At 61.3% G+C, this 20,140-nt stretch carries 20 protein-coding genes; 7 read left to right on the top strand and 13 right to left on the bottom strand.

Annotation, left to right across the window (positions count from 1 at the left end; translation table 11 throughout):
• Positions 1 to 247 precede the first annotated feature (247 nt).
• Positions 248 to 844 (top strand): glutathione-regulated potassium-efflux system oxidoreductase KefF, encoded by a 597-nt coding sequence (gene kefF, locus KHO18_RS19655; protein WP_211943731.1) that lies wholly within the window; start codon positions 248 to 250, stop codon positions 842 to 844.
• On the top strand, positions 841 to 2,655 hold the full coding sequence (gene kefC, locus KHO18_RS19650; RefSeq protein WP_144201959.1) for a glutathione-regulated potassium-efflux system protein KefC: 1,815 nt from the start codon (positions 841 to 843) through the stop codon (positions 2,653 to 2,655). The genes kefF and kefC overlap by 4 nt, the downstream gene beginning before the upstream one ends.
• A 1-nt stretch (position 2,656) precedes the next feature.
• Here kefC and KHO18_RS19645 read toward each other — a convergent pair whose 3' ends face one another.
• From KHO18_RS19645 to KHO18_RS19610, 8 genes are all read right to left on the bottom strand, one after another.
• Positions 2,657 to 3,310, bottom strand: coding sequence for a TetR/AcrR family transcriptional regulator (locus tag KHO18_RS19645; RefSeq protein ID WP_244844918.1), 654 nt, complete (start codon positions 3,308 to 3,310; stop codon positions 2,657 to 2,659).
• 7 nt (positions 3,311 to 3,317) lie between these two features.
• On the bottom strand, positions 3,318 to 4,115 hold the full coding sequence (locus KHO18_RS19640; protein ID WP_144201957.1) for a DUF1835 domain-containing protein: 798 nt from the start codon (positions 4,113 to 4,115) through the stop codon (positions 3,318 to 3,320).
• 150 nt (positions 4,116 to 4,265) lie between these two features.
• Positions 4,266 to 5,357: a 1,2-phenylacetyl-CoA epoxidase subunit PaaE gene (gene paaE / locus KHO18_RS19635; protein WP_144201955.1), complete on the bottom strand. Its 1,092-nt coding sequence runs from the start codon at positions 5,355 to 5,357 to the stop codon at positions 4,266 to 4,268.
• A gap of 27 nt (positions 5,358 to 5,384) precedes the next feature.
• Positions 5,385 to 5,990: a 1,2-phenylacetyl-CoA epoxidase subunit PaaD gene (paaD, locus tag KHO18_RS19630; protein ID WP_144201953.1), complete on the bottom strand. Its 606-nt coding sequence runs from the start codon at positions 5,988 to 5,990 to the stop codon at positions 5,385 to 5,387.
• Between the two features lie 14 nt (positions 5,991 to 6,004).
• Positions 6,005 to 6,853: a 1,2-phenylacetyl-CoA epoxidase subunit PaaC gene (gene paaC, locus KHO18_RS19625; protein ID WP_377732355.1), complete on the bottom strand. Its 849-nt coding sequence runs from the start codon at positions 6,851 to 6,853 to the stop codon at positions 6,005 to 6,007.
• A gap of 13 nt (positions 6,854 to 6,866) precedes the next feature.
• The gene (paaB, locus tag KHO18_RS19620; protein ID WP_144202142.1) at positions 6,867 to 7,160 is read right to left on the bottom strand and encodes a 1,2-phenylacetyl-CoA epoxidase subunit PaaB; all 294 of its coding nucleotides are present in this window, start codon (positions 7,158 to 7,160) and stop codon (positions 6,867 to 6,869) included.
• 42 nt (positions 7,161 to 7,202) lie between these two features.
• Positions 7,203 to 8,219 (bottom strand): 1,2-phenylacetyl-CoA epoxidase subunit PaaA, encoded by a 1,017-nt coding sequence (gene paaA, locus KHO18_RS19615; protein ID WP_144201948.1) that lies wholly within the window; start codon positions 8,217 to 8,219, stop codon positions 7,203 to 7,205.
• A gap of 496 nt (positions 8,220 to 8,715) precedes the next feature.
• Positions 8,716 to 9,606: a serine hydrolase domain-containing protein gene (locus KHO18_RS19610; protein ID WP_211943729.1), complete on the bottom strand. Its 891-nt coding sequence runs from the start codon at positions 9,604 to 9,606 to the stop codon at positions 8,716 to 8,718.
• A gap of 726 nt (positions 9,607 to 10,332) precedes the next feature.
• On the opposite strand from KHO18_RS19610, the gene KHO18_RS19605 reads away from it, so the two are divergent.
• Complete coding sequence (locus tag KHO18_RS19605) at positions 10,333 to 10,770, top strand: universal stress protein (protein ID WP_211943736.1); 438 nt, start codon at positions 10,333 to 10,335, stop codon at positions 10,768 to 10,770.
• Between the two features lie 189 nt (positions 10,771 to 10,959).
• Here KHO18_RS19605 and KHO18_RS19600 read toward each other — a convergent pair whose 3' ends face one another.
• The 3 genes from KHO18_RS19600 to KHO18_RS19590 form a co-directional block, all read right to left on the bottom strand.
• The gene (locus KHO18_RS19600) at positions 10,960 to 11,286 is read right to left on the bottom strand and encodes a hypothetical protein (RefSeq protein WP_211943728.1); all 327 of its coding nucleotides are present in this window, start codon (positions 11,284 to 11,286) and stop codon (positions 10,960 to 10,962) included.
• A 787-nt stretch (positions 11,287 to 12,073) separates the two neighbouring features.
• Complete coding sequence (locus KHO18_RS19595; RefSeq protein WP_211943727.1) at positions 12,074 to 12,301, bottom strand: DUF3606 domain-containing protein; 228 nt, start codon at positions 12,299 to 12,301, stop codon at positions 12,074 to 12,076.
• 539 nt (positions 12,302 to 12,840) lie between these two features.
• Complete coding sequence (locus tag KHO18_RS19590) at positions 12,841 to 13,503, bottom strand: hypothetical protein (RefSeq protein ID WP_211943726.1); 663 nt, start codon at positions 13,501 to 13,503, stop codon at positions 12,841 to 12,843.
• Positions 13,504 to 13,647: 144 nt separating this feature from the next.
• Here KHO18_RS19590 and KHO18_RS19585 point away from each other — a divergent pair, with 144 nt between their 5' ends.
• The 4 genes from KHO18_RS19585 (at position 13,648) to KHO18_RS19575 (ending at position 16,185) form a co-directional block, all read left to right on the top strand.
• Entirely contained in the window at positions 13,648 to 14,526 is an 879-nt protein-coding gene (locus KHO18_RS19585; protein ID WP_211943725.1) for a hypothetical protein, read from the top strand.
• Between the two features lie 354 nt (positions 14,527 to 14,880).
• Positions 14,881 to 15,300 (top strand): DUF6869 domain-containing protein, encoded by a 420-nt coding sequence (locus KHO18_RS28760; RefSeq protein ID WP_409365107.1) that lies wholly within the window; start codon positions 14,881 to 14,883, stop codon positions 15,298 to 15,300.
• Between the two features lie 59 nt (positions 15,301 to 15,359).
• Positions 15,360 to 15,677, top strand: coding sequence for a hypothetical protein (locus tag KHO18_RS19580; RefSeq protein WP_211943724.1), 318 nt, complete (start codon positions 15,360 to 15,362; stop codon positions 15,675 to 15,677).
• The gene (locus tag KHO18_RS19575) at positions 15,658 to 16,185 is read left to right on the top strand and encodes a hypothetical protein (RefSeq protein WP_211943723.1); all 528 of its coding nucleotides are present in this window, start codon (positions 15,658 to 15,660) and stop codon (positions 16,183 to 16,185) included. Before KHO18_RS19580 ends, KHO18_RS19575 begins: the two co-directional genes overlap by 20 nt.
• Before the next feature lie 447 nt (positions 16,186 to 16,632).
• On the opposite strand, the gene KHO18_RS19570 is transcribed toward KHO18_RS19575, so the two are convergent.
• Positions 16,633 to 17,928, bottom strand: a complete 1,296-nt coding sequence (locus tag KHO18_RS19570; RefSeq protein WP_092295401.1) for an McrC family protein — start codon at positions 17,926 to 17,928, stop codon at positions 16,633 to 16,635.
• Positions 17,925 to 20,060 carry an AAA family ATPase gene (locus KHO18_RS19565; protein ID WP_244844916.1) on the bottom strand — a complete coding sequence of 712 codons (2,136 nt, stop codon included), beginning with the start codon at positions 20,058 to 20,060 and terminating at the stop codon, positions 17,925 to 17,927. Before KHO18_RS19565 ends, KHO18_RS19570 begins: the two co-directional genes overlap by 4 nt.
• Positions 20,061 to 20,140: the final 80 nt, after the last annotated feature.

The following is a 20,140-nucleotide window of genomic DNA, read 5'->3' as shown; positions in this document are numbered from 1 at the left end:
TAGGTTGCTGCAATGCGAAAAGTATTGTAGTGGATTTGTCAGGGTCGCGTAAGCTTTCGGGCGCAACAGTCGCCGCAGGAAATTGCATCAGACTGTGACAGCTCAGAAAATCCCGTAAAATCAAGCGGTTGCCGGAGAGACTACAACGTCATATGGGTGACGGCTGTGGATTTGCTGCAACGCCGCACACTTCCAGCGGTCTGTGGCTATCAGACGCTAACTCGGAATCTTCGCCTTGCCACCCTCCATGCACGAGCCCCCCATCGTTGTGATCTATGCGCATCCCGCGCCCCGCCGTTCCCGCGTCAACCGTCCACTCGCCGAGGCGCTGGCCGCCTTGCCGCACGTGGCCGTGCGCGAGCTTTACCGGCTTTATGTGGATTACGACATCGACGTCGTGGCCGAGCAGCGGCTGCTTTCCACCACCGAGACGGTGGTCCTGCAATTCCCGGTGCGCTGGTACAGCGTGCCTGCGCTGCTGAAGCTCTGGATCGACGAAGTCCTCGAATCCGGCTGGGCCTACGGGCCGGGCGGCACCGCGCTGCGCGGCAAGTCGATGCTGGTGGTGGTCAGCACCGGCGGCCACGCCGACGCTTACGGGCCGGACGGCTCCCACGGCCATCCGATTGCCGATTTCCTGCTGCCGCTGGAGCAGACCGCCTTGCTGTGCGGCATGACCTGGCTGCCGCCGGTGGTGCTGCACGATGCCGGCAATGCCGATCCGGAGGCCATTGCCCAGCATGTCGAACACGTGGCCCGGCACCTGACGCCGCCCCTGCCGGTACCGCCCGAGGTGTCCTCGGCCGATGAAGTGCCGTCCGAGGAGCCGGAGGACGCGCCATGAACCAGCATGACTTCCTGATCGCGCTGCTGGTGTTCCTGGTGGCGGCCGTGGTGGCCGTGCCGCTGGCGCGGCGGCTGGGCCTGGGCGCGGTGCTCGGCTACCTGATTGCGGGCGCCGCCATCGGCCCGTTTGCGCTGCGGCTGGTCACCAATGTCGAGTCGATCCTGCATTTCTCGGAATTCGGCGTCGTGATGATGATGTTCGTCATCGGCCTGGAGTTGGAGCCGCGCAAGCTCAAGAACCTCAAGAAATCAATTTTCGGCTACGGATCGACCCAGCTTGCGGCCTGCGCGCTGGTGCTGGGCGTCCTGGCCGCGCTATTGGGGGCGCCATGGCAGGTGGCGCTGGTGGCGGGGCTTGGCCTGGCGCTGTCTTCCACCGCCATCGCGTTCGCCACGCTGGCCGAGCGGAACCTGATGAGCACCCCGGCCGGCGCGGCCAGCTTCGGCATTCTGCTATTCCAGGATATCGCCGCGATCCCGATGATCGCCTTGCTGCCGCTGCTGGCCGCCGACGCCGTTGGCGCGGTGCCGCACGGCCCCCCCGCGTGGCAGACCGCCGGCAAGGCGGTGGCCGTGATGGCGCTGCTGGTGGTGGTGGGCCGCTACCTGGTGCGCCCGGTGCTGCGCTTTATCGCCCGCACGGACATGCGCGAGATGTTCACCGCGTTTGCGCTGCTGCTGGTGGTGGGCATCGCGCTGATGATGGACGCGGTGGGCGTTTCCATGGCGCTCGGCACCTTCGTGGCCGGCGTGCTGCTGGCGGATTCGGAGTACCGCCATGCGCTCGAGGCCGATATCGAGCCGTTCAAGGGCCTGCTGCTCGGCCTGTTCTTCATGGCCGTGGGCATGTCGATCGACTTCGGCGTGCTCGCGCAGGCGCCAGGGCAGGTGCTGGGCCTCGTGGCGGGCTTCGTGGTGGTCAAGACGCTGATCCTGGCGCTGCTGGCGCGCCGCTTCGGCATCGCGCGTGGCCAGTGGCTGCTGTTCGGGCTGCTGATCTCGCAAGGCGGCGAGTTCGCCTTCGTGGTATTCGGCGTGGCCGCCCATGCGGGCCTGCTGCCGCCGCATATGGAGGCGCTGCTGGTGTTGGTGGTGGCCTTGTCGATGGTGGCGACGCCCTTGCTGCTGCTGGTTTTCGACCGCCTGATCGCGCCGCGCCTGCATGCGCTGTCGCGCCGCAAGGATGACGCGATCCCGCCGCAGCACAACCCGGTGCTGATTGCCGGCTTCGGGCGCTTTGGCCAGATCGTCGGCCGCCTGCTGTACTCGCAGGGCATTACGGCGACGATTCTCGACCACGACCCGGACCAGATCGAGTTCCTCAAAGGCTTCGGCTTCAAGGTGTTCTATGGCGATGCCACCCGCGTGGACCTGCTCGAGGCGGCGGGCGCCGGCACGGCCAAGATCCTCGTGGTGGCCATCGAGGGTATGGAAGACAGCCTGGCGCTGATCGACCGCGTGCGGGCGCGCTTTCCGCACCTGAAGATCTACGCGCGGGCGCGCCACGTCTCGCACGTGTACCAGCTCAAGGACCGTGGCGTGGAGATCTTCGAGCGCGAGATGTTCGAGGGTTCGCTGATGATGGGGCGCCGCGTGCTGGAAGGGCTGGGAATCGATCCGGCCGATGCGCGCAGCGTGGCATTGCGCTTCCGGCGTCACAATATCCAGGCGATCGACCGCTTCTATCCGCACTACCGCGACCAGACCAAGCTGGTGTCGCTGGCGCGGCAGGCGCGCGACGAACTCGAGGAAATGTTCCGCCAGGACCGCGAGCAGCGGCAGAAGCAGGAAGACGCGGAGTGGTCCTGATTCAGGGCTGGGCCGGCGCGCTGCGCGCCAGCCCGCTGGCCAGCCCGGTTGCCAACCCAGTTGCCAACCCATTGTCGAGCAGGTCCACGACCATCTCGGCGAACTGGGCGTAAGACAGCTTGCCGCCCGGCTTGAGCCAGGTGAAGGTCCAGTTGATCATGCCGAACACGGTCATCGCCAGCGCGGTCTGGTTGTCGCGCGTGACGCGCGCCGGGTAGGCCAGCCGCAGCTTGCGGGAGAAGGCGGCCACCACGTCGCGCTCGCGCTTCAGGATCAGGTCGCGCTGCTCTTCGGCCAGGAACTTGACGTCGTTGATCAGCGCGATGTGTCGGGTTTGAGACGTTTCGTACTCGGCGAGGAAGGCGCGCAGCAGATCGCCGAAACTCTCGGCGTCCGTACGGCCCTGGCGCTCGCTTTCGGCCTCCACCTCGGTGACGATCAGCATCAGCCGGCGCGTGTAGCGGTCCAGCAGGTCGAACAGGATCGCTTCCTTGCTCTCGTAGTAGTGATAGAGCCGCGCCTTGGACGTGCCGCAGGCCGCTGCCAGGTCGGCCATCGAGGTGCTCGGGTAGCTGCTCGCCGCGAAGGCGGCGGCGGCCAGGTCCAGGATCTGCTCGCGCTGTGCCTCGAAATCGGGCGCCTTGGTTCTTGCCATGGGCCGCTTATTCCGCGCTCGCGTTGAGTTGGTTGCGGCGCAGTTCGCAGGTCTGGAGCGAATCGGCGTTGCCGCGCAGTACGAGCTGGCCCGTGCCGATCAGCTCCCGGCAGCGCCAGAACACGAACCAGTCGCTGGCCAGCAGGCCCTCGATGGCGCCCATGACGCTGGCCACCACCTCGGCGGCCGGCTTCCAGTCCTCGGGGGCGCGCTCCAGGATCACGTCGTCGACGTTATGGTAGGCGGCCGGCACGAGCGTGTTGCCCTTCCAGAGCCGCACGTCGGCGTTCTCCTTCACGTTCTGCTGCCATTCGTAGCCCAGCCGGCCCAGCCGCAGCACCGAGACCGGGGCGATGGTCGAGAACCGCCGCGCCAGCCGTGCGGCCGGGTACATGCCGATGGCGGCGAGGTTGCCCTGGGCGGGCACCTCCAGTTCGCGCAGGTCCATCGACACTTCATTGATCCGCTGGGGCGCCTGGTACAGGTGGAAGACCACCCGGCGCAGCATCAGCTGGTCGGAGGCGCTCTGGCCGTGCCAGATGGCGACCTCCATGTCGGCGCGGCGCAGCGACTGGAGCTGGTCCAGCGCCTGGCGCATCTCGGCCGCGAAGTCGATATCGGTATGGGGCGCCACCCGCTGCCAGAAGCCGGAGCGGATCAGGCCGGTGCTGTCCACGTCCGCGATGGGGCCGACGGCCAGGTCGTCGCGCAGGACGACCACCGGGTCGGGACGGGCCGCCTGGGCCAGGGCCTGGCGCAGCGTGTTGCCCGCAACATCGCCGTTGACGACATGGATATATTGCATGACCGTGATTGTATAGGGTGCGACGTGTCCCGGAGGAATCCCGGCCGCCATCGGCCCCGCCGTCGGCGGACGGCCCTGTGGCGGACGATGCGACGCATGGAGCGTGTCCCGCCATTGTAATCACGGCAACAGTCGTGCCACCAGCAACAACTAGCGTTCGTCGTAGCTGACCACCACCCGGGGCGTGAGCGCGCGCGCCTGGCAGGTGAGCACGAACCCCTTTTCCATCTCCCACGGCTCCAGCGTGTAGTTCTTCTCCATTTCGACCTGGCCCTCGAGCACCTTGGCGCGGCAGGTGCAGCAGACCCCGCCCTTGCAGGCGTAGGGCAGGTCCAGCCCGGCCGCCAGCGCGGTGTCCAGCACATTGGCGTCTTCCAGCGGCAGGCGCATCTTGTGCTGCTTGCCGTCCAGCACGACCACGAGTTCGGCCGTGCCGGCGTGGCTGGCGTGGTGTTCCGTCGACGTTTTGCGCGGCGCGGACGCCAGCGGCACCCCAAAGCGTTCAGCGTGGATCTGGTGGGGGTCCAGCCCCGCCGCCTTCAGTGCTGCCTCCACTTCGTCGATCATGGAGGCCGGGCCGCAGACAAAGGCGGCGTCGATATCGTCGACGGGAATCAGCGTTTCCAGGAAGGCGGCCACGCGGGCGCGGTCGAGCCGGCCGTGCAGCAGGTCCACCTCCTGTGGCTGGCGGGACAGCACGTGATAGAGCGTGAAACGGGACAGATACTGGTTTTTCAGATCCTCCAGCGCCTCGGAGAAGATGATGCTGTCCACGCTGCGGTTGCCGTAGACCAGCGTGAAGCGGCTGCGCGGCTCGCGCGCCAGCGTGGTGCGGATCAGCGACAGCACCGGCGTGATGCCGCTGCCGGCGGCAAAGGCCACGTAGTGGCGCGCCGCGGCGGCGTCCAGCGGCACGTGGAAGCGGCCATCGGGGGTCATTACCTCGAAAACCTGCCCGGGCGCCACGGTGTCGTGCAGCCAGGTGGAGAACAGGCCGTCGTCCACCAGCTTCACGGCCACGCGCAGCTCGCCGCGCTCGTCGTAGTCCTGCACCCCGCAACAGATCGAATAGGAGCGACGCACGTCCTTGCCATCGACGGCAGCCCTCAGCGTGAGGAACTGGCCCTGCGTGAAGCGGTAGGCGTCGCGCAGCGGCTCGGGCACCTCGAAGGCGATCGACACCGTGTCGGACGTTTCCGGGCGTACCTGCGCCACGCGCAGCGGGTGGAACTGTGGGGTCATCGCGTGTCTGCCTCTGGCTTTCTGGGCTTAGTAGGGCTTGAAGTAGTCGAACGGCTCGCGGCAGTCCAGGCAACGGTGGAGCGCCTTGCACGCCGTGGAGGCGAAGCGCGACAGCTCCTCGGTATGCGTGCTGCCGCAATGGGGGCAGGCGATGACCTGGGTTGCGCGCGGTACAAAGCGCAGCGGCCGGACCGCGGCGCCCGCGCCCATCTCGCTGTCTTGCGATCCGCAACGCCCCGGCGGGGCGATGCCGTACGCGCGCAGGCTGGCGCGGCCGGCCTCGGTGATCCAGTCGGTGGTCCAGGCCGGTGCCAGCACCGTGCGCACGCGCCACGGCGCCAGTCCGGCGGCTTCGAGCGCGCGGCCTACGTCTTCCTCGATCTGTGACATGGCCGGGCAGCCGGAGTAGGTCGGCGTGATGATCGCCTCGACCGTCGCGCCGTCGTCGGACAGCCGTATGTCTCGCAAAATGCCGAGATCGCGGATCGACACGACCGGGATTTCGGGGTCTGGCACGGCCTCCAGCGCGGCCCAGGCGGCGGCGAGCCGGTCGTCGGCCGAGCGCGGGCCAGCCGGGGCGGCGGCAGGGAAGGCCGGCGCGAAGGGGGAGGGGATCGTCGACGCAATCCGCATGACCGGACCCCCGCCTACCACTGCGCGCCGGGGTGGGCGCGCGCCAGCCCCTGCATTTCGGCCAGCAGGTAGCTCATGTGTTCCGAATGGACGCCGAGCTTGCCCGTGGAGACAAACGCCGAGGGCGCCGGCAGGCGCAGCGTGGCGTCCTCCAGGGTGGCGTGGACGATGGCCTCCCAGTCGTCGCGCAGGCTCGCCGTCGGCACGGCCACGCCCTGGTCAGCGGCGGCCTGCTCGACCGGATCGGGCGCGAAGCATTCGTTCATATAGGGCAGCAGGTGGTCCAGCGCGCGCTGCATGCGGACGTGGGACGCATCGGTGCCATCGCCCAGCCGCACCACCCATCCCGCCGCATGCTGCAGGTGGTAGCGCGCCTCCTTGGCCGATTTGGCGGCGATGGCGGCCAGCCCCGCGTCCTGGCTGGTCTCCAGCGCGGGCCAGAGTGCGGCCATCAGCGCCCCGTATAGGAAATTTCGCATGATGGTGACCGCGTAGTCGCGCTCGGTCCGGGCGGTGCCGGCCAGCGGGCCGGTGTGCGGCAGTTCCAGCAGGGTCCAGTTGCGGAATTCGCGTTCCTCCCGCCAGTACGCGTACTCGTCCTCCTGGCGCGCGCGGCCGGTCAGCCGGCCCTCGAGTTCGCCGGCATGGGTGTACAGCAGCCGCGCCTGGCCGATCAGGTCCAGGCTGATATTGGCCAGCGCGATGTCTTCTTCCAGCGCCGGGCCATGGCCGCACCATTCGGCGTTGCGCTGGCCCAGGATCAGCGCGTTGTCGGCCAGCCGCAGCACGTACTGCAACGGCGCGGTGCGGGCGAGGTCTGCGGTGCGGTCGAGGGAGCGGTCGTCGGCGATGGGGGTCTGCATCATGGGGCCGGCCTTACATATGGTTGACTTCGTCGGGGAGCTGGTAGAACGTCGGGTGCCGGTAGATCTTGTCGGCGGCCGGGTCGAACAACTCGGCCTTCTCCGCCGGCGCGCTGGCCGTGATGGCGGACGAGGGCACCACCCAGATCGACACGCCTTCCTGCCGGCGCGTGTAGACATCGCGGGCCATGTGCAGCGCCTGCTCGGCGTCCGCGGCGTGCAGGCTGCCGCAATGCTTGTGCTCCAGCCCTTGCTTGCTGCGGACAAACACCTCCCACAGCGGCCATTCCTTCTTGTTCGGGTGCATCTCGGGTGTCGATTGCGCCATTTCTGTCTCCTTGGGCCGCGTTCAGGCGGCTTCGCGCTGGGGTCGTTCCGCGCGGCGGCGGGCGTGGGCCAGCGCGGCCTCGCGCACCCAGGCCCCGTCTTCGTGCGCCTTCACGCGCGTGGCCAGGCGCTCCTTGTTGCAGGGGCCGTCGCCGTTGATCACACGCCAGAATTCGTCCCAGTCGAGCGGGCTGTAGTCGTGGTGGCCGCGCTCGGCATTCCACTTCAGGCCGGGGTCGGGCAGCGTCACGCCCAGCACCTTGGCCTGCTCGACGGTCGCATCGACAAACTTCTGGCGCAGGTCGTCATTCGAGATGCGCTTGATGCCCCAGGCCATGGTCTGGCTGCTGTTGGTGGAGGCGGCGTCCGGCGGGCCGAACATCATCAGCACCGGGAACCACCAGCGGTTCACTGCGTCCTGGACCATCTCGCGCTGGGCGTCGGTGCCGCGCATCATGGCCAGCAGGGCGTCGAAGCCCTGGCGCTGGTGGAACGACTCCTCCTTGCAGATGCGGATCATCGCGCGCGCGTACGGGCCGTACGAGCAGCGGCACAACGGAATCTGGTTCATGATCGCCGCGCCATCCACCAGCCAGCCGATCACGCCGACGTCCGCCCAGGTCAGCGTCGGGTAGTTGAAGATCGACGAATACTTGGCGCGGCCGGTGTGCAGGGCATCGACCAGATCGTCGCGCGAGGCATTGAGTGTTTCGGCTGCGCTATATAGATAGAGGCCGTGGCCGCCTTCGTCCTGCACCTTGGCCAGCAGGATGGCCTTGCGCTTGAGCGACGGCGCGCGGCTGATCCAGTTGCCTTCCGGCAGCATGCCGACGATCTCCGAGTGCGCGTGCTGCGAGATCTGGCGCACCAGCGTCTTGCGGTAGGCGTCGGGCATCCAGTCCATCGGCTCGATCTTGCCGTCTTCCGCCATGCGCGCGTCGAACGCGGCCTGGCGCGTGGCGAGGCCGGCGTCCTGCGGCCCGCCATGCGACGCGGCTGCGCTGGGCTGGCCGGGCAGGTCGAGACTCTGCGTGTACATAACGTCTCCTTCTGGTGGGTGGCCGCGCGGGGGGTGTTCTTGTCGAGGGCTGGACGGCGGCGGCGGGTCTGCTCACTATATATATAAACCGACCGGTCGGTCAATTTAATGGCGTATGGACGGGGCCACGTGATGGGTGATCCGCCTATCCCATTGTCGTTTGCCAGTTACCTCCAGAGCTTTGCCATGAACTTCAGAGCCTGAACTCTTTAGGATCAGGTACTTACATGGAACGGCGTAACTTCCCTCGTGTCCGAGCACACCACGTCACAATTCCGTGTTGTTCAGCGAAATTGTTAGACAGAGACATCCGGGTTCGTGTGGTGGGGGGGTTCCAATTGGCGGCATCAGCAAATTCATCAATGTGACGTTGATGGCTCCTGCCAAAGAGTGGCGCGGCGAACGGCGTGGACGGGCAGTTCTCGACCCAAAGCGGACATCAGGGTGGGCCAGCGACCGATATCCACTAGACGCCAGGCATGACCGGAGAATGCCCTCAGCGCCTTGCCTTCAGCGCCTCATGTATTTGCTGGACAACGTGTGCTTCGATCTCCCCCTCATTTGAACCCGGCGAGAAAACGGCGCAGCACGCCGTTGCTTCACCAACGGAGCCACGATAAACCGCCACAACACTTCCGGGCCCACGTCCAGTATGTCCAGCCAGGGTCAAGCCGCCTTCGATAGAGCCTCGCATAAGACCAAGAGCATATCCTGGCGAAATCCAGGGACGCCCGGCAATCGGGCCACCTAGTACCCGTGTCGCCTGCATATCCTGGCGCAATTTGCCAGGAAGAAGCTCTCCGGCGAGCAGACGATCCAGAAGAAGAGCGGCTTGCGAAATGGGGCCGATCAGCAATCCGTGGTAGACCCAGGCGGGGTCGTAGTTCAACGAACTGGGGAGGCAATCTCGGTGTAGATCTGCGCGCTCCGTTGCGAAACGAGCCGTCGAGATATCGAGGGGATCCAATACCTGCCGCCTGACGGCTTCTTGAAGCGGCAGGTCTGCCGCACGTTCGATAAGCTTCGCTACGAGCATGTAGCCAACATTCGAGTAGCGCCAACCGGCTCCGGGGCTGTATCGAAGCTGGTGACCATCGAGACGGCGCATCATCTCGTCCGGCGACCATGCCGCTTCATGGTTCGCAACGGCGGCGTGGTACTCGGGAAGCTCGCCATAGTCTGCGAGTCCAGCCTCGTGCCGCAGGAGTTGGCGCAAGGTGAATGCGTTTTCAGGAAGTGCGGCATCTAGGTCGAGCAACCTGTCACGCACCAGTGTCAGAGCTGTCGCGGCCAATACTGTTTTAGTAAAACTCCACCATGGCACGGCGGGTTCCGATTGCTCAAGCGAAGTTGGTGATTGGCCGTTGGAGATGACGGAAATGAGCATTGGGCACTCAAGCGGTAGTGGATGGTATTAAACCGTGGAGCAGGCAAGATACTCCATTAACCGGCAGCGCTGTTCTCAAGGGCTACACAAACGTTCCGCCATGGGTTGGGGAAGGTCCGCTTCTGGCCGAACTCTGCCTTTAGCCCTCCCTTCGTCTCATTCAAGGTCAAGTGTTGGGGCTGCAATGCCGACATAGCTGGATGGCACAGCTGTGCCAGTATGTGTCACGCACCAGTCCCCACGATGAGTCAACCCAAGCAAGCCCGCCTCGTTGCAGTCATACCGGTCAATCAAAACTGGCACGCAACGCCCCTGGGCGAGCGCGGCAAGCGCGTGAAGGGCGTGATCGGTTTCCATGTTTTGACTAAATTCCGAGCATGGAATTTGTGGAGGCGGAAAATGTGTGACGCCGGCAGCCCCTACTTAATCAGACGAAGTGTGCCGGGAGAGGCGTAGTTTTTGCGCGCCAACGTGCAGTTGCCAGCCTCCACGGTTCGCCGGGCGTGGATCACCGAGAGAGAAGTGCATACATTAAGGTAATCACCCAGGCGCACAGTTGACTCTATTGTGTGCCGATCGTTCTATAGTTGAGGTGGAGCGTTGACGTGTTAGGAGAACTCCGAAAACCACGCTTCTATCGTGTTCTGGCGCAGTATCGGCCAACCTCTATTGACAGCAGTGGTGATCGATCCTTCGCGCCAGCAACTTTCTGACGAGGAGGACATCATGTTCAAGCATCTTCTTCTGGCGGTTGACGGCTCGGCCCTCGCGGAGTCTGCATTCGACAAGGCGATTGGACTTGCCAGCGAGATGGATGCTCGGGTGACTGCAGTTCGCGTCTGCCCGGACTACCACGTGCTTGCCTACCATACGGAAATGCTGACCGATACCCGAGAGCAGTACAAGGAAGCGGCTCAGCAGGATGCCACAAGGTATTTGACCGAGCTAACCGGCAAGGCGGCCAGCCTCGGTGTTAGCTGTCAACCGCTCTACACGGTGAGCGACCACCCCTACGAAGCGATAATCAAGGCTGCTGAAGACAAGCAGTGTGACCTGATCGTCATGGCATCTCATGGCCGCCGCGGCTTGCAGGGTGTTCTGATCGGAAGCGAGACGCAGAAAGTTCTCACACACAGCAAGATCCCCGTGCTTGTGTACCGATAACCTTACCAAGTAGCAGATTCCATCAAGGCTGCCCTCCTCTTTTCGGAGTGCAGTCTTTTGTTTCATCGATGAATCCACAACCCATTTCCGCTTGTCAGTTACGTTGAAACGGATGACCGTTGTTCGCTCGATTCCCGACAAACACGCACATCAGACCATAGAGCATGCGGCGCCGTTTGGTATGCGGCGTTAGCTACAAATCCGGCCAATGATGGACGGTGAGAAGTAAGCCTCACTTTGGCTTAACCATGCGGCTTGGCGGGCGATGCCCCCGATGGCGGGCCCCTGGAAGTGCACCACCCCATAGACGTCCATGGCACAGAAGCCCTGTCGCAGGAGTTCGGGCAGCACCGTGGCCGGATGAATGCCGGGCATCGGCGTGCTCAGGCGCATCTCGGCCACCATTTCGGAGACGGGGTGCCCAGCCAATGCGGACGAGCAAAGGCCATCGAGGAGATTTTTGCCGGCAGGCATAAACAGGGCGCGGCTGCCGTTGCGGAACAGGATGATGTGCATGCCGGAGTCGGATCTGGCGGCGTCTAGACCACAGAGAGCTGGCAACAGCGAGCAGGCAGCAGGATGCCCGCAGCGGAAGGCGACGCAGCCCGCCGCTCCCTACAGCCGGCCCTTCCGTCGCTGGCGCTCCTGCTCAAAAAAAATGGGACAACGCAGGCGCGCGATCAACCCCCTAACGGGCGTTGCAAGTGGCGTTGAATGGTCCCCCAGTCGTGAAGGGTTCCGGCATTCCATCCCGGCGACCGCACCGGACGTCGGGCGCTCCGGCACCGGTGCGCCGTGGATCTGCAACGCCACGTTTTAGTGCATCGCCTGATGCACGGCGGCCGCGATGGCCGCCCGGCGAGACGGCCAGACGACGGGGTGGTGACCTTCGCGCACCACATGCCAGCGCCCGTCTGCGGCCGGCATGACGTGGATCTCCGGGGTGCTAGCCACGCTCGCCAGGACTGACGACCGGACCTTGCGCCGGACTTCCCGGTAGCCTCGGACACTGCCGCGCTGCGTACCCGTGACGGCTTCGAGGCAGGACGGCCGCCGATGATCCGGCGCAGCGCACGTGAGCCGGATTCTCAAACTCTTGGGCGCACGGTTTTCCTACAGTCGTGGTGCCCCACATGCTCTTCATTGACGAGATCAAACGCGCGCGTGGCCAAGATCTTCGGCGAGCTCATCTCGCTGCACAAACCTAGCAAGAGTGAGAGGCAGTTGCCGACCCTTAGAGGAAACGGCCCACCGGCTCCGCAGTTATCAATTTCGATATTGGTGCTAGTGCTAGACGTATGGGTTAAATGGTCTCACCGCCTTTTTCAGCATCGCTATGTTGATTGCGTGGCTGGCTCGCTTCCAAATGGTTTCGCACGGCCGCAATGTGATAACCGGCCGCGTTTACGGCGTTCTCCAGATCGCGCTCGGTGCAGCCAAACTCGCGACACCAGTACTGAACTTCAAGAGGATCCGTAAGGTTGATGCGGCCTGGGTCCAACGGCCTAAATTGGCTAGTGCTATCCATCATGCTTTCCTCTTGTCCGTGTCTTGGCATGACATATGCCGTTGCAAAATATAAGCGGCCTTGGCTGGATGGCGGTGCTTAGTTCCAAGATAGTGGCGGGTCTGATCGTCATCAAGGAGAGCCACGGACTGCCCAAGTGCTTCCTCATGCGTATCCGTGGTCTTCAGGTCTCCTGCATGCATAGTCATTGTTCGACCAATCCGACCCGCATCCATCTAATGTTAGCAACTAATGCACGAATGCCTGAACAATACCTGCCTGCGCACAGCATGTAACGACGACGAATGGCGCAACCGTCGAGGGTAGAGCACGGCGCCCTTTTTGCCGCCCGCTGATCGCATTTCCCGAGCACAAGGTCTGAAGTTCAATGCACTTCGGCCGGTCGAACGCAATTGGTGTCGGGCCGTTACTGGCCGGACTCGGCCGCCGGGCTAGCTGGGACGGGGCTCGCCGGCGCCAGCGGCGACTTCCGACCCCAAGCGGACAATTGCAGACCGGAGTTCGGCGTCTGCTTTGGTGAAAGCTCCGGCCCTTGCGGCTAGTCAGTTCCAAAGAATATCAACAGTTCGTCCCAGGATATTCAAGTTGCGCGGGGACATGTTGATTCTAAGGCGCAAGAAAAAGGATATGAACTCTACAGTGGAAACGTTGACCCAAATTTTTCGAACGGGGATTGGTTGACTGGAGTCCTCGATAAGCGCTCTCACTTCGTCTTCGTTATTAGCCTCTACAACCAGCGCGAAGATTAACGGTTCTGTAGGGCTAACTGAATCTACACCGATTTGGATGCCAACAACGATCTGATTTTCTGAAATGAGATTTTGATCCCTCAGAAATGAGCGAATTTCACTGAAATCCATATCGTCCGCTGCAACCTGGCCGATCCAACCTTCATACGTTGGTGGAGTTTGAAAGACTTCCATCGTGTCTCTCTCGGTAAGATCATCCGTCATGGGATAATATTTCCCCCAACCCATATAGTCGTTCCGCATTTGAGAGGCTTCATCCACGTCTTCTGTCTCAAAGACCTTGAGGAGTACGGGTGCCTTAAATTGCGGGTTCAGGTTGACAAATTTCCCCTCCTCACACAATTCAATCGATTCTGAGCTACCATCTTCACCAAAGGTCTCCCAAAGTTCAAACTTGCTTGGCATATCTTTCATCCCGTACGTTGAAAACGCATACCGTCGAGTCGAGGTCATCATGACACCCTACGTCGGGCCGCTTGTGATAGCGAGGCGCGAATGGCACCGCCTCCCCGAATTCGCGAGCGATTGTGGAGCTGTGCTGGCTTTACCGAACTGTGCGGCAGTTTTCGCGCTCTTCCCCGGTGTCAGGGGTGCACTGCTATGAGTCATAACACAAACAAAACGGTTCGGGAACGTTGTCGCGGCATCTTTGGAAATCCTGCCCCACCTGATCGTGTATGGGAGGGGGAGTTTGACCACAACGATGCCGCTCTGCAGGAGCTTGGCAGGAGGGACTGGCGGTACATCGAGGCCGGCAGCCTCGACAGCTATTACATTCTCAACCTTGAATATGTTGAGCCGTTGCAGCCAGAGTTGTTTCGCTACCTATTTCCGATGTGTCTGGCGGAGTGGCATAGATTATTGATGAGCAATAACGAGTTCGTCAATTCCGACAACTGGTACCGGGCGTTACGGAGGCCTTGCCTTTTTGAAACCATGATGACACCAGACCAGGGAAATGGTGTAAGGGCGTTTCTGGTGGAAGGCATGCTCGAGAAGCTCAATCAGGAACGTGGCTTTGAATATGGAGTATCGAGAGCGCCTGCTTATGTCTGGATGAGAGCGCTTAACGAACTTGGCGGAAGCGTTCGGCTGATGGAGCAACTATGGAGTCGCTGGTGGTCTGTTGATAGCCCGGGAAAGGCAGTCTCAAGCCTAATGTACTTGTCAGGCTTGATCTACGCGAAGGGCGAGAATCCAATATTCGGAAAGTGGACGCCTGAACGTGGTGGCGGTGGCCCCTATTTGTCCGAGATGGTTCTTGAAGGCTGGCTGCCAGAGAATCTGGAGGTCTTACGTCGCTATCTCACGCCAGAGCGAGTCTTGACGAGCGTTGAACTCTCTGCCCAAAGATTGCGCGATGAGCCGGAGGCCTCGTTGGCAGCGCGTATTGCGGTGGACGCTCGGACGCGACGCGACATCATTACGATCCAAATTGACGATCTGATTGAGGAGCTTGCGAGCCGATATCAGTCTTAAGATAGCCATTCGCCGCGATCTCTCGAGACGATCTGCCTGCGTTGGCCACCGGCAAGTGCGTGTGTCGCTTCAACGACTTCTCTCTTGCAGCGATCCGTCGATCGAGCGGAGAATCCGGGTTCGATGTCGCTTAAGCCTGGCGAACGTTGGGATGCGGCACACGATTCCTGCTAGCTGCCAGGCGGACAACAGCAGCTTTCGCGGCAATACCTTGTCTCCAGCGACAAGGGTGCGAATGGCAAATAGTTGCTCGGTGTACCGAGAGCATATTGGCATGGCCGCTACTGAACATCTCAGCCGCTCAGATCATACTATCTGACATAATTTGCCTTCGCCTGTTTGCTCCGCCAACGAATGCGCACAATGATGACGCCGAGCCTCAGTGACATTTCCGACGCGTGGTTTGCCTTTCACCGCGCTCATGATGAGAGTGGGGACTATGCACACCGAACCAACGCTGGCGAGGAGTTCTTTTGGGTAATCGAATACCTGGGGGACGTTGCGAGGCATGAGCCTCAGGCATGTTGGGACGCAATCTCGTTTATCTGGGCCCGTACCGACGAGAATGACATGGCGAGGCTGGCAAGCTTGGCTGCTGGACCGCTAGAGGATTTGCTGGCGTCTCATGGCGAAATTATCCTGCCATGGATTGAGCAAATGTGCCTTACGAAACCGCGGTTCAAAATCTTACTCCGAGGGGTCTGGCAGAACGCTATCGCAGCCAATGTCTGGGATAGAATCAACCAACTCAGTAGCCCCACAGATCACGCATAGCCAGCGCGATGCGTGCCGCCATACCAGAGCATTCACAGTATTCCGCGAGTTTGTAGGGGATGTCCAAGCCGGTCTCGGCTCCCGGTCATCGCTGGCGGGGATGCATTCGAAATGTCAGATTGCTATCGCAAGAGGCCAAGATGGGGAAAATAAGCCTTGAGAGGAAAATCAAAGGGCATCGCATCGTTGTCACGCTTCATCAGTCGGAACTACGGGCAATCACGCGTGTAGTTCCGCCTGCCCCCGAGCCGGAGCAACAGGAAGCCATGGACATCCGGCCTCTGATTGCCGGTGGCGTGACAAGGGCAGAAGCGTTGGAGCACGTTATGGACCTGGTCACGGCATGGATCAAAGGTCGTGACGTCAAAGAAACGTGATACGAGATTTATGGTGTCCAGATCAAGCGGTCAATCTCCGATTGCACCTGAGAAGTTAAAGGCAGTTATTCGCGCTGCATTTGCGGTCTTTCCAATTCCTGCGGATCATAGGAGGAATGATGGTATTGCAAACTACGAGGTGGACGATGATGTACTGAAATTCCATGGGCGCATGTGGACGGAGATCTCACTTGACCACTGGATTCGCAGCATAAGTCCATCTGCCATCCGTCGCGCTACGAATAGTGATTTCTTCAAATACTATTTACCTTCGCTCCTAGTCGGGGTTATACAGTACAGGGACTATTCATACTTGGCACTGGAAGCTCTACTTCCTGATAATCCCAAGTACGAGCCTCGTTCTGACTGGAAGGAGTGCCGAATGAACTTTTCCGCAGAACAGGCCGAGGCGGTTGTTTCATTCCTTGAATTGATAAAGGAAAGCAGTACCCCCGACAGCGCTGAATGGCATGCTGCGGACGCTGGGCTAGGCGGTTTGTGGGATTAGTTGCCTGCCTAAAGGAGATTTTTCGATTACTCAGCCAATTCATCGGAATGCGCAGATCGTGCTCAGGCCGAGACGCTTAAATCGGCGAGTGTAGCCTTCGTCAACGTCGCTTCGAGATTGCACAACAGATGCTCGCGAATCCATAGGCAATGGCCGAGACTGGCCGAATCCGGAAGTCCGCCGGCCACCAGGCGTCACTGCAGGGCCGGACTTCCGTAGCCGACACGTTGCCGTCCTTCACGTTAGTACACTAGGAACGGCTGTTCCCTAGCGCATAACGGCCCCCAAGCCTACTTCGCTACTGCTACTAGCGTGCTCTGCCTTGAAGTGACGTTTTTCATGTGGCGGAGAACGCGACGGCAACGGAACGCCAGAAGATGACGGTCTGACTTCGCGTGTATCGAATCGCCAGTAAGCAGACCCCACAGGCGGTGAGGCTCGCAAGATCTAAAGATCTGGGGAAAATTCAGAGTCCGACGCAAGCCAATTCAGGCCATGTAATGTTGTAGTGTCTAGGTCAAACGGCAATACTCGCAAGCGCAACTCGGGAGTGAAATAGAACGGCTTGAGCGCCGCCTCGAACTGCCGCGTGCGTGGATAGATCAAAGTCAATTCGCCAGCGCCACCGAGATACTTTTGGCCGTAGGCATAGAGTTGATAGAAATCGGCCTGTTTGAGCCCATAGTTGTTGGTACGGTCCGCACCATCAATCAGTTTCCACTTGGCGTCGAGGATCCTGGCAGCGTCTGGGCCCTCGATCAAAAAATCCGGTTCGAGCTTGAAGATGCCAGTGCTGTCATGGTTGCAAAGCCAGTGCCGCGATCCTTGCTCCGTCAGTCGGTAGCGCACAGGCAAACGCATACGCAACGCGTGGCCTACGTAACGTTCGAAAAGCTTCTCCATGGGGAACAGCAGACTGATCCCTTGCGTCTCACCGGCTAGCGCCAGCGGTACCTGGTCGCCCAACACGATCTGACACCAGGGCCTGGCCTGGACATAATGCGCCATCAGGCGGTCCGTGCGCCACGCCCGGAAATCCGCAGACGCGTTTCGACTGGCGGGGACCTCGTGAAGGAGGTGCAGCAGTTCATTGGCAAGGCGCCAGTTGTCGGCATCCCGGGTGCTTTTGCTCACACGTAGCAACCCGGACTTGAGTAGCCGGTTTTCGGCACGGTCTGGCGAAAACACGTCATGCCGGATGTTCAGCAGATCGGCGCGAGCAGGCGACGCGCGCATTTGTTTTGCGACATTCAGTTGGCCGCGCAAATAGCGCTGTTCTTCTTCGATACGAAGATAGTCGTGTCTCACGCCTCGCTTGATCACATGCTCGAGCGCCTGTAGAAACCGTCGCATCACCCACTCGGTGATGGGGTGATCAAAGCATTGAAGGGCAGCCTCATCGCCTTCGCGCGGCGTAATTTCCATTGCCACTTCAAGCATGCGGCGCAGTAACGCTCGGGCTGGCTCGACAGTCTGGGCGTCGGCGCGGCTTACATGCTTGGGCAGGACCTCGAGACGCAGGCCGCCAGGCGATTCAAGCACTCCGACATAATTGTCCAGACGTAACCACCGCCGGCTTTCGACATGCAGGACTTGTGCGCCAGTTTGCCCGCGCATACGCGCCGAAATCTCGCATAGCCATTCGAAGTCGGCGCTCGTAACTTGGGCCTGATCTAGCGACGTGGGCACTTCGCCCGTCGTTAAACGAGCGAATTCGCGGACAGTAAGCGTGCGCGCGCTCATGCTTCGGTCGACAGGATGCCCGCATAGCTTTCAACGATGTCGAAGGCTTTTGTGTTCACTTCCCAACGTTTTTCGCGCAGCATGCCGACCTGCTCCGCACCAAAAAGTTGTGCCAGTGGCGCGCCACGCTGTCGTATGAAGCGCAATTCATCTGCCTTGCGATGATCGTTCAACACCCAGATGATTCGCTCCCAGTCCTCGAAGAAATATTCCTGGAGCAGCGGGAATACCTGATGCCTGAAGATTCGAGCCAGCGTCTCCAGTGTGTTGCCCCCTTCGGCTGTCAGCGGCATGAAGTACGCGTGGCCCAGCATGTGGTCGCGATCAAGTAATAGCTCAATGCGCTCATTCATCACCGCAAGCATTCGGCCGATGTTGATGCCAGCAACGTGTACGCTATCGAGAAAATCTGGCCGAGGCGCCATTTCCCTGAAGGTGAAACGTCGGCGCAAAGCGATATCCAGGCCCGTTAGGGAACGGTCAGCCGTGTTCATCGTACCGAGCAGATGGACATTGTCCGGCACAGTGAATGGCGTCTGCGAGTACGGCAACGTAACCGTCAACGCTTCTGGATTGCCGGCTCGCTTGCTGGGCTCGATGAGCGTAATCAGTTCACCAAAGATGCGCGAAACATTTCCCCGATTGATCTCGTCAATGATCAACACATAAGGCGTCGCGTCGGCTCCCGTCGGTGGAGGCGCCGGTGCCAGCAAGGCGTCAAGTTTCGTCATGTCGATTGAGCCGTCGCGCAGTTCATAAAGCGTCATCTGGCTGAAGCGATTGTTCATCAATTCGCCGAAGGCCAGGGACGGCTCATAGGACCGTAGCCAACGTACAGCACGGCTCTGCCTGTAATCGTCGCCTTCCTCGCGTTCGATATGTCGGTAGGGTCCTGTGATCTCGCCAAGTGCCCGGAACTTCAGATTCCCGTCCGTCACGACTATCAGGTCGCCGGTCTTCATTACGTTTATGAAGGTGTTGACCGCCGTTGCGGCGTAGTCGTTGACATCGGGTTGATGCCCGTGTTCGCGCATCCGTGCAGAGACGTCCGCTCGTGAAGCGCAGCCAGTGTAGTCGAGCGCGTAACCGTAGCCCAGCAGCGCCATCCCTTGCCTGATGCAGTCATCGTAGACGTATGCGTCGTCGCCTTCAGCTGCACCTAAAGACATCTTCCAGATGCGGCGTCCGGAGAGTTTAATGGGCGGCTCGGTCTCGACGGATGTGTTGGTTGCGGCGGACCCCCGTGCACGATCGCACAGCGCCTTGAACACCCCGTCAACGACTTGATAGCTGATTTGTCCATTGCTGTGGCTGACCGCACGTATTCCCTCCACGAAGTCCTCGTAGCTGAAGCTTTGGTGGAAGGTGACGAAGCGCACGCGCCCGGCCTGAGCCAGCTCGTCGAATCTTGTCTTCAATGCAGAACGCCGATTCAGCCTGTCGGCCGCAGCGTTGCCGACAGGCTCCGGATACTGCGCCAGCAACTCGGGATCCAGGACGCGCAATGTCTCGTCAATGGTGGCATACGTCTTGCCGGTTCCCGGGGGGCCGTACAGAATGGTGTTCATTAGGCGGGCATCTGGAGGTATGCCGCGCGGTGTCCGCTCGATTGGATCGGACTCGTCTGGGTCGACGTCAGGAGACGCTGAAGCGCCGTAGTCCGACGGCCGGTAGCCTTGCCCTATCAAGTCGCTCGCATAGGGAGCGACGCGCGGCGCCCACTCGTCGAGCCAGCCATTCATGGCGGTCGAGTCAGGATGCGTCACGGGCGACATCGCCGGGCGGTCTGCCGAACCCTTGCAGAGCCATTTGGCAAGCTCACAAGCAGGTCGCCCCGCCCTCAGCCGAATTCGAAAACTGACGCGCCATGCTGAGTGGCCGAGCTTGCGTCGCCCGAATCGCAAGTCGGTGTACTTGTAGTTTGGCCCACCTGTCGTCCACTGGTCGGCATCGGGATAACGTTCGCGTAAGCACTCAATCACCTGCCAGGTCCATTCACGATCCGCATCAGACTTGAATGAGGCGAAGAGGTCCTCACCGTCCTTGTTCAGGTAGTTTTTGAGCAATTCCAGTCTCCGGGCAGCTATGGTCGTAATCACGACGCAAATCATACCGCGTGGCTCGGCGATCACGTCGCATCTGCTTTATGACGGCCCGGTTCGGTGGGGGCGGTTGCTTGGAGAACGACGCAAGATTCGCGGGTCGTGCATAC

The sequence above is a fragment of the Cupriavidus campinensis genome, from assembly GCF_905397395.1.
In the GTDB taxonomy this organism is placed as follows: Bacteria; Pseudomonadota; Gammaproteobacteria; order Burkholderiales; family Burkholderiaceae; genus Cupriavidus; species Cupriavidus campinensis.
The sequence above is the reverse complement of the archived record's forward strand: the minus strand, read 5'-3'. Positions and strand labels throughout refer to the sequence as shown.